Source organism: Crenobacter cavernae, from assembly GCF_003355495.1.
In the GTDB taxonomy this organism is placed as follows: domain Bacteria; phylum Pseudomonadota; class Gammaproteobacteria; order Burkholderiales; family Chromobacteriaceae; genus Crenobacter; species Crenobacter cavernae.
In genome coordinates this window covers 2,428,890-2,440,483 of the sequence record NZ_CP031337.1, presented here as the reverse complement: position 1 = coordinate 2,440,483, position 11,594 = coordinate 2,428,890, and the positions used below count along the sequence as shown (strand labels likewise).

The following is an 11,594-nucleotide window of genomic DNA, read 5'->3' as shown; positions in this document are numbered from 1 at the left end:
CTTAACGGATGATGCCGCGCTCGGACAGCGCGAAGAAGCGCGTGAACGGCGCCAGTTCGGGTACCTTCAGCGCCTCGGCCTCGATCTGGCTGCGCGCGTCGTCGTAGGCGAGGCCCTGGCGGTAGATCGTCTTGTACGCGCTCTTGATCGCGCGGATCGCCTCCGGGCTGAAGCCGCGGCGCTTCAGGCCTTCGGCGTTGATGCCGGCCGGCTTGGCGCGGTTGCCCGCCGCCATCACGAACGGCGGCACGTCCTGGGCGACCGCGCTCGAGAACGCGGTCATCGCGTGCTCGCCGATCACGGTGAACTGGTGCACGCTGGTGAAGCCGCCGAGGATCACCCAGTCGCCGACGTGGACGTGGCCCGCCAAGGTCGCGTTGTTCGCGAAGATGGTGTGGTTGCCGACCTGGCAGTCGTGCGCCATGTGCACGTAGGCCATCACCCAGTTGTCGTCGCCCATGCGGGTGACGCCGACGTCCTGCGCGGTGCCGACATTGAAGGTGCAGAATTCGCGGATCGTGTTGTTGTCGCCGATCTCGAGCCGCGTCGGCTCGCCGGCGTACTTCTTGTCCTGCGGTGCGGCGCCCAGCGAGCAGAACTGGAACACGCGGTTGTTCTTGCCGATAGCCGTATGGCCCTCGACGACGACGTGCGGGCCGATCCAGCTGCCCGAATCGATGGTCACGTCAGGGCCGACGATGCTGTACGCGCCGATCTCTACGTCGGGCGCAATCTGGGCCTTCGGGTCTACGATTGCGGTCGGATGAATCGCCATCTCACACCTCGCGTTTGGCGCACATGATCTGGGCTTCACACGCGACCTGGCCGTCGACCAGCGCGCGCGCGTTGTACTTGGCGATGCCGCGCTTCACCGCGACCTGCTCGACTTCCAGCGTCAGCTGGTCGCCCGGCACCACCTGGCGCTTGAAGCGCGCGTTGTCGATGCCGACGAAGAAGTAGAGTTCGTTCTCCGGGCGCTCGCCGACGCTCTTGATCGACAGGATGCCGGCCGCCTGCGCCAGCGCCTCGATGATCAGCACGCCCGGCATCACCGGGTAGCCGTCGAAGTGGCCCATGAAGAACGGTTCGTTGATCGTCACGTTCTTGATCGCCTTCACGCGCACGTTCGCCTCGAACTCGGTCACCTTGTCGACCAGCAGGAAGGGGTAACGGTGTGGCAGGCAGCGCATGATTTCGCGCACGTCGATGCTGACGGCTTCACTCATTTTTCTGAATCCTCTTTGTTTTGTTGTGCCGCCAGCTGGCGCTCGAGCGACTTCACGCGCTTCGCGAGCCCGTCCAGGTGGCGCAAATGGACTGCGTTCGACACCCACTCCTTGTACGTCGACAGGGGGTAGGACGAAGAATAGTTGTCGGCGGTCTTCAGCGACTTGTTGACCAGGGTGCCGCCGCCGATGAAGGTGCCATCGGCGATCATGATGTGGCCGACCATCATCACCGCGCCGCCGATCACGACGTTGGCGCCGATCTTGGTGCTGCCGGCGATGCCGGCGCAGCCGGCGATCGCGGTACGCGTGCCAACCTCGACGTTGTGCGCGATCTGCACCAGGTTGTCGATGATGACGCCCTGCCCGATCACCGTGTCGTCGATCGCGCCGCGGTCTATCGTCGTGTTCGCGCCGATCTCGACGTCGTCGCCGATCACGACCCGGCCGACCTGCGGGATCTTCACCCAGCCGTCGCGACTCGGCGCGAAGCCGAAGCCGTCGGCGCCGATCACCGCGCCCGAATGGATCGTCACGCGCGAGCCGATGCGGCAGTCGTGGTAGATCGTCACGTTCGGGTAAAGGGTGACGTCGTCGCCGATCACCGTGTCGTCGCCGACCACCACGCCCGGCAACAGCCGGCAGCGCTCGCCGACTCTCACATTCCTGCCGAGCACGACGCGCGCGCCGATCTCGCTCGTCGCGGCGACGTCCACCCCCTCGGCCAACGTGGCCGCCGGGTGTACACCGGCGACCGGCACCGGCGCCGGGTAGAAGAGCTGCGACAGACGGGCGAAATAGAGATAGGGGTCGGCGGTGACGATCAGCGATCGCCCGCCCGCCGACGCGGCCTCGGCCAACGTCGCCGGCACGATCAGCGCGCCGGCGTCAGAGACGTCGAGCTGCTTGCGGTACTTGGCGCTCGCGACAAAGCTGATGTCGTCGGCACCGGCGCTCTCGAGCGGCGCGACGCGCGCGACGCCGAGGTCTGCGCCGACGAGTTCGCCGCCGAGACGGGCGACGATGTCTGATAGTTTCCAGTTCATCAAAAATGAAAGCCGACCTCAGGCCGGCTTCTCCGGGCTTAGGGTTGCGCTTACTTTTCCAGTTCCTTGAGCACCTTGGCGGTCAGGTCGATGCGCGGGCTGACGTAGACGGCGTCCTGCAGCACGATGTCGAACTGCTCGCGCTCGGCGATCTGCTTGACCGCGCGGTTGGCGCGTTCCTGCACACCGGAAAACTCCTCGTTGCGCCGCTGGTTGAAGTCCTCGGAGAACTCGCGTGCCTTCGCGCGGTAGTCGCGGTCGAGTCCGGCGTACTCGCGCTCGGCCTGCTTGCGGTCCCTGTCGGACAGACTGCTGCGCGACAGCTGGTTTTCCAGGTCTTTCGCACGGTCGGACAGGCGCTTGAGTTCGGTGCGGCGCTCGCCGAATTCCTTCTCGAGCTTTTTCTGGATCGCCACTGCCGGCGCCGCCTCACGGTAGATGCGTTCGATCTGCACGTAACCGATCTTCAGGTCGGCGGCCCCCGCCGCCGGCGCCAGCAGCCCCGCCGCCAGCGCGATACTGATCAGCGCTTTCATGACTCGCTCCTTAGAACACGGTGCCCAGCTGGAACTGGAAGCTCTGCGCCTTATCGCCCTCTTTCTTGCGAATCGGGCGGGCGTAGCTGAATTTCATCGGACCGACCGGCGACAGCCAGGTGACGGCCGCACCGGCAGAGTAACGCAAGGCATCGCTTACCGAGCTGCCGGACTCCTTGTCGTCCCACAAGCTGCCCGCGTCGAAGAACAAGCTGGTGCGGACCGACTTGTTGTCCTTCATGCCCGGGAACGGGAACAACAGTTCGGCATTGGCGACGATCTTGCGCGTACCGCCGAGGTAGTCGCCGTTGCTGGCCTTCGGACCGATGCTGCCAGTGTCGTAGCCGCGCACCGAACCGATGCCGCCCAGATAGAAGTTCTGGAAGAACGGCAGGCGCGAGGTCTTGCCGTAACCGTCGGCATAGCCGACCTCGCCGTTGAGCATCAGCGTGAAGGTCTTCGAAAGCGGGAAGAACCCGGTCGCCTGGCCGGTCAGGCGGTAGTACTCGATGTCGCCGCCCGGCAGGCCGGAATCGGCGTTGGCCTTGAGTACACCGCCGCGGGTCGGCCACAGCGCGCTGTCGCGGGTGTCGCGCGCCCAGCCCACCGTGCCGAGCAGCGTGTTGTTGTTGCTGCCGTACTGGTTCACGAAGTCGAGATAGCGCTGTGGGCTGTTCGTGAAGGTCGTGATCTTGGTGTTTTCGACGCCGAGGCTGAAGTTGATGCGGTCGAACTCGGTGACCGGCACGCCGCTGCGCACCGAAAAGCCGGTGGTCTTGGTCCGGTACTGGCTCTGGTCGATCTCGTCAGGACGGTAGTCGCGCAGGTAGAGGTCGTAGCCCAGGCTGACCCCGTCCGGCGTGAAGTACGGGTCGGTGAACGAGATGTTGGCGAACTTGTTCACCTTGCCGTTCGAGAAGCCGACCGACATCGACTTGCCCGAGCCGAAGATATTGCTCTGCGACACGTTGGCCGACAGTTGCAGACCCTCGCCCTGCACGAAGCCGACGCCGGCCGAGACGCTGCCGGTCGGCCGCTCCTTGACGTTGACGTTGACGTCGACCTGGTCGGGCGTATCGGGCACCGCCGGCGTCTCGATGTTCACCTGCTCGAAGTAACCGAGCAGCTCGGTCCTGTCCTTGCTGCGCTTGATCTTGTCGCTGGCGTACGGTGCCCCCTCGAGCTGGCGCATCTCGCGGCGGATCACCTCGTCGCGCGTCTTGTTGTTGCCGGTGATGTTCACGCGGCGCACGTAGGTCTTGCGACCCGGGTCGACGAACAGCGTGAAGGCAACGGTTTCCTTCTCGCGGTCGATGTCCGGCACTACGTTGACGTTGGCGAAGGCGTAGCCGTCGTTGCCGAGGCGCTCGCTGATCGCGGTCACCGACTCGTTGACGAGTTCACGGCTGAACACGTCGCCCTGCTTGACCTTCAACAGCTTGGAGAGCTCGTCCTCCGGCACCTTCAGGTCGCCGGCGAACTTGATGTCGGACACGGTGTAGCGCTTGCCCTCGTTGACATTCACCGTCAGGTAGATGGCCTCCTTGTCGGCGCTCATCGACACCTGGGTCGACTCGATGCTGAACTCGAGGTAGCCCTGGTTCTGGTAGAACGCGCGCAACTTCTCGAGGTCGGCCGAGAGCTTCTGCTTGGAGTACTGGTCGTCCTTGGTGATCCACGAGAACCAGCCACCAGTGGTCAGCGAGAACAGGTCGCGGAGGTCGTCCTCCTTGAACGCCTTGGCGCCGACGATGTGAATATCCTTGATCTTGGCGGTCACGCCTTCGGCGATGTCGAGCGTGACGGCGACGCGGTTGCGCTCGAGCCGGGTCACGGTCGGCGTGATCGCGACCGAGTACTTGCCTCGGCTGAAATATTCGCGCTTGAGCGCCTGGACCGCCTGGTCGAGCAAAGCCTGATCGAAGACGCGGGACTCGGAAAAGCCGTTGTTCTTCAATGACTTCTTGATCTGTTCCTTGTCGAATTCCTTCGAGCCGCTGATCGTCAGCTGGGCGATCACCGGCCGTTCGACCACGGCCAGTACCACCACATTGTTCTCGGCCTCGACGCGCACGTCGTCGAAGAAGCCGGTCGCGAACAGCGCCTTGATCGCCTCTTGCGCCTTGTCGTCGGTGAAGGTGTCGCCGGCCTTGATTGGCAGGTAGTTGAAGACGGTGCCCGGTTCGGTCCTTTGCAGTCCCTCTACGCGGATGTCCTTGATCACAAAAGGTTCGAGCGCCCAAGCGGCGGACGTCGACAGACCAAGAATGGCTGCCGCAACGAGTTTCATTCTCATGAGATTGCTTAACCCCCAAACAGGCGGCTTAGGTCATTGAACAGCGCGAATATCATCAGTGCGCCCAGAAGCAACAGACCGATTTTCTGACCGACGAGCTGAGCGCGCTCGCTCACCGGTTTCCCCTTAATCAGTTCCGCCACATAATACATTAAGTGCCCGCCATCCAGCACGGGTATCGGCAGCAGATTCAGGATGCCGATGCTGACGCTGATCAGCGCCAGAAATTCCAGGTACGCGTCCCACCCCTGCTCGGCGGTCTGCCCCGCCACGCTGGCGATCGTCAGCGGTCCGCTGATATTGCCCCACGACACGTTGCCGACCACCATCCAGCCGAGCAGTTTCAAGCTCGTCGACGCGGTTTCCCAGGTTTTGGATACGGCGGCCAGGGCCGCCTGCCCGATCGACAGATCGCGCACATCGCTTACCGCCTTGCGCCACGCCGGGTCGGGCGTCGGCGCTGCGCCGATGCGGCCGACGAAGCCGTCGCCCGAGCGCCGCGAATCGGGCCGCACGGTCAGTTTCAGCGGCTTGCCTGCGCGCTCGACAGAAAGCACGATCTCGCGGCCGGGGCTGTTGTGCACGGTCACGACCCAGCCTTCCCAGCCCTTGACCGCCTGCCCGTCTGCGGCGACGAGCTTGTCGCCGACCTTGAGGCCGGCGCGCTCGGCCGCCGAAGCCGGCTCGATGCCGCCGATCACCGGCAGCACGCGGATCGGCGACAGGCCGATCTGCCCGTTCAACACCCGCTCGCGCTCCTCTTCGGGAAGGCGCGACACGTCGAGCACACGGCGCGCGGCCGCACCGTTCTCGGCCTTGACCTCTACCGTCACCTTGTCTGCGCCGGCAAGCCCCTCCAGCAAAGCGAGACGCAGACCCTGCCAGCTATCGACCGCCTTGCCGTCGACGCTCTCTACCCGGTCGCCCGACTTAAACCCGGCAACGGCGGCGGTCGACTGCGGCGTCACGCTGCCTACCCACGGCCTTATCAGTTCCTGGCCCTGCGCCAGCACCACCCAATAGAGCAGCACGGCCAGCACCAGATTGGCGATCGGGCCCGCCGCGACGATGGCGATGCGCTTGTAGACGGATTGATTGTTGAACGCGCGCGGCAGATCGGCCGCGTCGACCGGGCCTTCACGCTCGTCGAGCATGCGCACGTAGCCGCCGAGCGGGATCGGGCACAAGGTCCATTCGGTCTCACCGCGCCGCCACGTGACGAGCGGCCGGCCGAAGCCAATCGAGAAACGCAGCACCTTGACGCCCGAGAGCTTCGCCACCCAATAGTGACCGAGCTCGTGGAAGGTCACCAAGAGGCCGATCGCCACCAGGAAGGCAAGGAGTGTGGTCATGACGGTAGTTGCTGTTCCACCCAGCGACGGGTGGCGGCATCCTTGTGAAGGAGGGAATCGAGGTCAAGGCTGGCGGCCAGGTCGAGCGCCGACAAGGCGCCGTCGACCAGACGCGGGATATCGGCAAAGCGTGCGCGGCCGGCAAGGAAGGCAGCCACCGCCACCTCGTTGGCGGCGTTGAGCACCGCCGGCGCATCGCCGCCCGCCTCCAGCGCCGAGAACGCGAGTCTCAGACAGGGGAAGCGCGCGAGGTCGGGCGCTTCGAAGGTCAACGAAGACAGCTTGGCAAAGTCGAGTGGCGCGACGCCGGCGGCGATGCGCTCGGGCCACGACAGCGCGTACGCGATCGGCGTGCGCATGTCGGGCGAACCGAGCTGCGCGACGATGGACCCGTCACGGTACTGCACCATCGAGTGGATCACGCTCTGCGGGTGCACCAGCACCTCGATGCGCGACGGCGGCGCGTTGAACAGCCAGTGCGCCTCGATCACCTCGAGGCCCTTGTTCATCAGGCTGGCCGAGTCGACCGAGATCTTGCGCCCCATCACCCAGTTCGGGTGACGGCACGCGTCGTCCGGCGTGGCCTCGGCCAAGCTTTCGGCCGGCCAGGTGCGGAACGGGCCGCCCGACGCGGTCAGCACCAGCTTGTCGACGCCGGCCGATTCGAGGTCGCCGGAAAAACCCGCCGGCAAGGACTGGAAAATCGCGCTGTGCTCGCTGTCGATCGGCAGCAGCGTCGCCCCGCCGTCGCGCACCGCCTGCATGAACAGGCGGCCGGCGACGACCAGCGCTTCCTTGTTGGCGAGCATCACGCGCTTGCCGGCGCGCGCGGCGGCGATCGCCGACGGCAGGCCGGCCGCACCGACGATGGCAGCGACCACGCCGTCGACCTCGGCCAAGGTCGCGACCTCGACCAGCGCGTCCGGGCCGGACAGCACCGTCGTCGCGATGTCTTCGGCACGCAAGGTTTTCTCGAGGCGTTCGGCATCGGCGGCATCGGCCAACACCGCGTAGCACGGGCGGAAGCGCCGGCACTGCTCGAAGAGCTTGTCGAACTGGCGATGCGCGGCGAGCGCGACGACGCGGTAGCGTTCGGGGTGGCGCGCGACGACGTCGAGCGTGCTCTCGCCGATGCTGCCGGTCGCGCCGAGGACGGTCAAACCGAAGGGTTTCATGACTTAGCCCCCCGCCAGCACGCGCAGCGCGTTGCTCACCGCCAGCACCGCAATCAGGCTGTCGATGCGGTCGTACACGCCGCCGTGACCCGGCAGCAGCGCGCTACTGTCCTTGATGCCGGCCGCGCGCTTGAACCACGATTCGAGCAGGTCGCCGACCACGCTGACCGCGGTCAGCGCCAGCGCGACCGGCACCAGCGCCGCGACCGGCCAAGGTTGGCCGAGCCAGCCCTGGCTTCCGACGAAGAAGGTATAGAAGGTGACCGCGACCAAGGCGCCGATCACGCCCTCCCAGCTCTTGCCGGGGCTGATAGACGGCGCGAGCTTGTGGCGGCCGAACGCCCTGCCAGAGAAATAGGCGGCGATGTCGGCGACCCAGACGAGCCCCATCACTGCCAGCAGCGCGAAAGCATGCGCCGGCTGCGGGTCGGGGCGCCAATCAAGGAAGGCGAACCACGCGGGCAGCATCAGCGCCCAGCCGAGCGCGCGCGCCGGCCAGCCGTCTTTCAGCGTCCAGCGACGCGCCAGCCAAAGCGGCGCGAGGATCAGCCAGACAGCCAGCGCGACGCCGTGCATCCACAGCCCCGGGCGCCAGCCGCTTAGCCAGCAAGCGACGAACACGAGCGCCGACGCGGCGAGATAAACGATCTGCACGGCGCGCGGCATCGCGACCATGCGCGTGTATTCCCACAGTGCGAGCCCGACGACCAGCGCGCAAAATGCCGCCCAGGCGGCCGGCGGAAAGGCGAACAGCGCGGCGAGCATCAAGGGCAACAGCACCAGCGCGGTCAGGATTCGGGTTTTGAGCATGTTATTGGCGACGCAGCCCTTCGGGCAGTTGCTCGCTGGTCCGTCCGAAGCGGCGCTCGCGCTTGCGGTACGAGGCGAACGCTTTGTCGAGCGCCGCGCGGTCGAAGTCGGGCCACAACAGGTCGGTGAAATGGAGTTCGGTATAGGCGAGCTGCCACATGAGGAAGTTGCTGATGCGCGTCTCGCCGCCGGTGCGGATGAAGAGGTCGGGCTCGGGCGCGTAGGCCATCGACAGATGCTCGGCCAACGTCGCTTCGTCGAGCGTCGTCGCGCCGGCGGCCAGCGCGGCGTTCGCCGCCTGCAGGATGTCCCAGCGACCGCCGTAGTCGGCGGCGATGGTCAGCGTCAGCCCGCCGTTGCCGGCGGTGCGCGCCTCGGCGGCGGCGATACGCTCGGCCAGCTGCGGCGCGAAACGCTCGCGCGAGCCGATCACCCGCAGACGGATGTCGTTGCGGGCGAGCCGGGTCACCTCGTTTTCCAGCGCGCGCAGGAACAGCTCCATCAGGAAGGAGACCTCATCCTGAGGGCGGCGCCAGTTTTCGGTGGAAAAGGCAAACAGCGTCAGGTATTCCACCCCGAGTTCCGAACAGGCGGAAACGGTCTCGCGGACCGCCTCCAGCCCCTTGCGGTGGCCCGCCACGCGCGGCAGCAGGCGCTTCTTGGCCCAGCGGCCGTTGCCATCCATGATGATGGCGACGTGCCGCGGCACCCCCGGAACGGTCGGGATGGTTTGTGTGGAACTACCGAACAAGGGCGAGACTCCTCAGACCGCCAGCAGGTCGGCTTCCTTGGCGACGAGCGCCTTGTCGATCTCGGCGATGTATTTGTCGGTGAGCTTCTGGATGTCGTCCTGCGCGCGGCGCTCGTCGTCCTCGGTGATCGCCTTGTCCTTGATCAGGTTCTTCAGTTCGTTGTTGCCGTCGCGACGGATGTTGCGCACCGCGACGCGGGCACCTTCCGCCTCGCTACGCACGAGCTTGATCATCTCCTTGCGACGCTCTTCGGTCAGCATCGGCATCGGCACGCGGATGATTTCGCCCATCGACGCCGGGTTGAGGCCGAGGTCGGCGTCGCGGATCGCTTTTTCGATCTTGGCGGCCATGCTCTTTTCCCACGGCTGCACGCCGATGGTGCGCGCGTCGATCAGCGTCACGTTGGCGACCTGGTTGATCGCGGTGTCGCTGCCGTAGTAGTCGACGGTGACATGGTCGAGGATGCCGGTATGGGCGCGGCCGGTGCGCACCTTGGTCAGGTCGTTCTTGAACGCCTCCAGGGTCTTTTGCATCTTGGTTTCGGCCGACTTCTTGACGTCGTTGATCATGAACTGCTCCGTCGATTCAGGGTATTCGGAAAAACAAGGCGGAAAGCGGCAAAGCTGCCGTTTCCGCCCCTGGGTATTCATTTCAAATTGGTCAGCAGTGTACCAGCGTGCCTTCATCTTCGCCAAGCACGACCCGCTTGAGGCCGCCGGACTTGAAGATGCTGAACACCTTGATATTGAGCTTCTGGTCGCGACAGAGCGCGAAGGCGGTCGCGTCCATCACCTTCAGGTTGCGGCCGATCGCCTCGTCGAAGGTCAGCGTCTGGTAGCGCACCGCGTCCGGGTTCTTCTTCGGATCGTCGGTGTACACGCCGTCGACCTTGGTCGCCTTCAGCATGATGTCGACGTTCATCTCCATGCCGCGCAGCGCCGCCGCGGTATCGGTGGTGAAGAATGGGTTGCCGGTACCGGCGGCGAAGATCACCACCTTGCCTTCTTCAAGATACTGCATCGCCTTGCCGCGCACATAGGGTTCGGCGATCTGCTGCATGGTCAGCGCGGACTGCACGCGCGCGATCAGGCCGACGCCAGTCATCGCGTCCTTCAGCGCCAGCGCGTTCATCACGGTGGCCATCATGCCCATATAATCGGCGGTGGCGCGGTCCATGCCGGCCGCCGCCGGGGCAACGCCGCGGAAGATATTGCCGCCACCGATCACGATGCCGACTTGCACGCCGAGGTCAACGACTTCCTTGATCTGCCCGACGATCTGCTCGATCGTGGCGCGGTTGATGCCGTAGCTGTCGTCACCCATCAGGGCCTCGCCGGACAGCTTGAGCAGGATGCGTTTGTAGGCGGGGGCTTGACTCATGTTCACCTCGGTTACGCGATGGTTGGTCTGGTTTGCAAAACGGCACCCTGAAACAGGGTGCCGTTCGTCGCTGGCATTATTGATGCTAGCTTAGAGCTTGGCGGCAGCGGCCACTTCGGCGGCGTAGTCGACCACGGCTTTCTCGATACCCTCGCCCACCACGAACATGGTGAATGCGTTCACTTTGGCGGATTTCTCGGCCAGAAGTTTCTCGACGGTCACGTCCGGGTTTTTCACGAAAGCTTGGCCGAGCAGGGTGACTTCGGCCAGGTACTTGGTCACGCGGCCTTCGACCATCTTGGCGACGATGTCGGCCGGCTTGCCCGATTCGGCGGCCTGCGCGGTGTAGATCTTGCGCTCGGTATCCAGTTTCTCGGCCGGTACCTGGTCTTTCGACACGCAGATCGGCTTGGACGCGGCGACGTGCATCGCGATGTCGCGGCCCAGCGCTTCGTCGCCGGCGATGTCGACGATCACGCCGATCTTCGCGCCGTGCAGGTAGGTCGCGACCTTGCCTTCGGTTTCGTAGCGAACGAAACGACGGATGGTCATGTTCTCGCCGAGCTTGGCGATGATCGCCTTGCGGGCTTCTTCGACGGTTTCGCCGGAGTCGGTCTTCACGTCGGCCAGCGCGACAACGTCGGCCGGGTTGGCGACGGCGACAGCCTTGGCAACCGAAGCGGTGAACGCCAGGAAGTTCTCGTCCTTGGCGACGAAGTCGGTCTCACAGTTGATCTCGACCAGCGCGCCGACGCCGCCATCGACGTAGGTCGACACCACGCCTTCGGCCGCGATACGGCCGGCCATCTTGGCCGCTTTGTTACCCGACTTGATGCGCAGGATTTCTTCTGCCTTGGCAGCGTCGCCCTCGGCTTCCACCAGGGCTTTTTTGCATTCCATCATGCCAAGGCCGGTCGCGGCGCGCAGATCGGCCACCATTTTTGCGGTGATTTCCGCCATGCTAAGACTCCTTGAATTCAGCGTATGAGGTTAAGACAGGTTTAAAAAAAGGGGCTTTCGC

The 11,594-nt window shown here is 65.1% G+C and carries 12 protein-coding genes; all 12 read right to left on the bottom strand.

Translation table 11 applies throughout. The annotated features are described in order from the left end of the window. Window position 1 precedes the first annotated feature (1 nt). Window positions 2-775, bottom strand: coding sequence for an acyl-ACP--UDP-N-acetylglucosamine O-acyltransferase (lpxA, locus tag DWG20_RS11905; RefSeq protein WP_115434020.1), 774 nt, complete (start codon window positions 773-775; stop codon window positions 2-4). Window position 776: 1 nt separating this feature from the next. Beyond that, window positions 777-1,226 (bottom strand): 3-hydroxyacyl-ACP dehydratase FabZ, encoded by a 450-nt coding sequence (gene fabZ / locus DWG20_RS11900; protein WP_115434019.1) that lies wholly within the window; start codon window positions 1,224-1,226, stop codon window positions 777-779. Further along, a complete protein-coding gene (lpxD, locus tag DWG20_RS11895; protein WP_115434018.1) occupies window positions 1,223-2,272 on the bottom strand; it encodes a UDP-3-O-(3-hydroxymyristoyl)glucosamine N-acyltransferase in 1,050 nt (349 codons plus the stop codon). Before lpxD ends, fabZ begins: the two co-directional genes overlap by 4 nt. A 50-nt stretch (window positions 2,273-2,322) precedes the next feature. After that, complete coding sequence (locus DWG20_RS11890) at window positions 2,323-2,808, bottom strand: OmpH/Skp family outer membrane protein (protein WP_115434017.1); 486 nt, start codon at window positions 2,806-2,808, stop codon at window positions 2,323-2,325. Between the two features lie 10 nt (window positions 2,809-2,818). After that, window positions 2,819-5,104, bottom strand: coding sequence for an outer membrane protein assembly factor BamA (bamA, locus tag DWG20_RS11885; protein WP_115434016.1), 2,286 nt, complete (start codon window positions 5,102-5,104; stop codon window positions 2,819-2,821). Between the two features lie 8 nt (window positions 5,105-5,112). Next, window positions 5,113-6,456, bottom strand: coding sequence for an RIP metalloprotease RseP (rseP, locus tag DWG20_RS11880; protein ID WP_115434015.1), 1,344 nt, complete (start codon window positions 6,454-6,456; stop codon window positions 5,113-5,115). Continuing rightward, window positions 6,453-7,631, bottom strand: a complete 1,179-nt coding sequence (gene ispC / locus DWG20_RS11875; RefSeq protein ID WP_115434014.1) for a 1-deoxy-D-xylulose-5-phosphate reductoisomerase — start codon at window positions 7,629-7,631, stop codon at window positions 6,453-6,455. Before ispC ends, rseP begins: the two co-directional genes overlap by 4 nt. 3 nt (window positions 7,632-7,634) lie before the next feature. Next, a complete protein-coding gene (locus tag DWG20_RS11870) occupies window positions 7,635-8,441 on the bottom strand; it encodes a phosphatidate cytidylyltransferase (RefSeq protein WP_115434013.1) in 807 nt (268 codons plus the stop codon). 1 nt (window position 8,442) lies between these two features. Further along, a complete protein-coding gene (uppS, locus tag DWG20_RS11865; protein WP_115434012.1) occupies window positions 8,443-9,192 on the bottom strand; it encodes a polyprenyl diphosphate synthase in 750 nt (249 codons plus the stop codon). A gap of 12 nt (window positions 9,193-9,204) precedes the next feature. Beyond that, the gene (frr, locus tag DWG20_RS11860; RefSeq protein WP_115434011.1) at window positions 9,205-9,762 is read right to left on the bottom strand and encodes a ribosome recycling factor; all 558 of its coding nucleotides are present in this window, start codon (window positions 9,760-9,762) and stop codon (window positions 9,205-9,207) included. A 91-nt stretch (window positions 9,763-9,853) separates the two neighbouring features. Further along, window positions 9,854-10,573 (bottom strand): UMP kinase, encoded by a 720-nt coding sequence (gene pyrH, locus DWG20_RS11855; RefSeq protein ID WP_115434010.1) that lies wholly within the window; start codon window positions 10,571-10,573, stop codon window positions 9,854-9,856. Window positions 10,574-10,663: 90 nt separating this feature from the next. After that, on the bottom strand, window positions 10,664-11,533 hold the full coding sequence (tsf, locus tag DWG20_RS11850) for a translation elongation factor Ts (protein ID WP_115434009.1): 870 nt from the start codon (window positions 11,531-11,533) through the stop codon (window positions 10,664-10,666). Between the last annotated feature and the right edge of the window lie 61 nt (window positions 11,534-11,594).

Bases quoted from the DNA above. Each gene is read 5' to 3' on its own strand.
- fabZ (WP_115434019.1), bottom strand. From the start codon at position 1,226: ATGAGTGAAGCCGTCAGCATCGACGTGCGCGAAATCATGCGCTGCCTG.
- ispC (WP_115434014.1), bottom strand. From the start codon at position 7,631: ATGAAACCCTTCGGTTTGACCGTCCTCGGCGCGACCGGCAGCATCGGC.
- rseP (WP_115434015.1), bottom strand. From the start codon at position 6,456: ATGACCACACTCCTTGCCTTCCTGGTGGCGATCGGCCTCTTGGTGACC.
- tsf (WP_115434009.1), bottom strand. From the start codon at position 11,533: ATGGCGGAAATCACCGCAAAAATGGTGGCCGATCTGCGCGCCGCGACC.
- DWG20_RS11890 (WP_115434017.1), bottom strand. From the start codon at position 2,808: ATGAAAGCGCTGATCAGTATCGCGCTGGCGGCGGGGCTGCTGGCGCCG.
- bamA (WP_115434016.1), bottom strand. From the start codon at position 5,104: ATGAGAATGAAACTCGTTGCGGCAGCCATTCTTGGTCTGTCGACGTCC.
- lpxD (WP_115434018.1), bottom strand. From the start codon at position 2,272: ATGAACTGGAAACTATCAGACATCGTCGCCCGTCTCGGCGGCGAACTC.
- frr (WP_115434011.1), bottom strand. From the start codon at position 9,762: ATGATCAACGACGTCAAGAAGTCGGCCGAAACCAAGATGCAAAAGACC.
- DWG20_RS11870 (WP_115434013.1), bottom strand. From the start codon at position 8,441: ATGCTCAAAACCCGAATCCTGACCGCGCTGGTGCTGTTGCCCTTGATG.
- lpxA (WP_115434020.1), bottom strand. From the start codon at position 775: ATGGCGATTCATCCGACCGCAATCGTAGACCCGAAGGCCCAGATTGCG.
- pyrH (WP_115434010.1), bottom strand. From the start codon at position 10,573: ATGAGTCAAGCCCCCGCCTACAAACGCATCCTGCTCAAGCTGTCCGGC.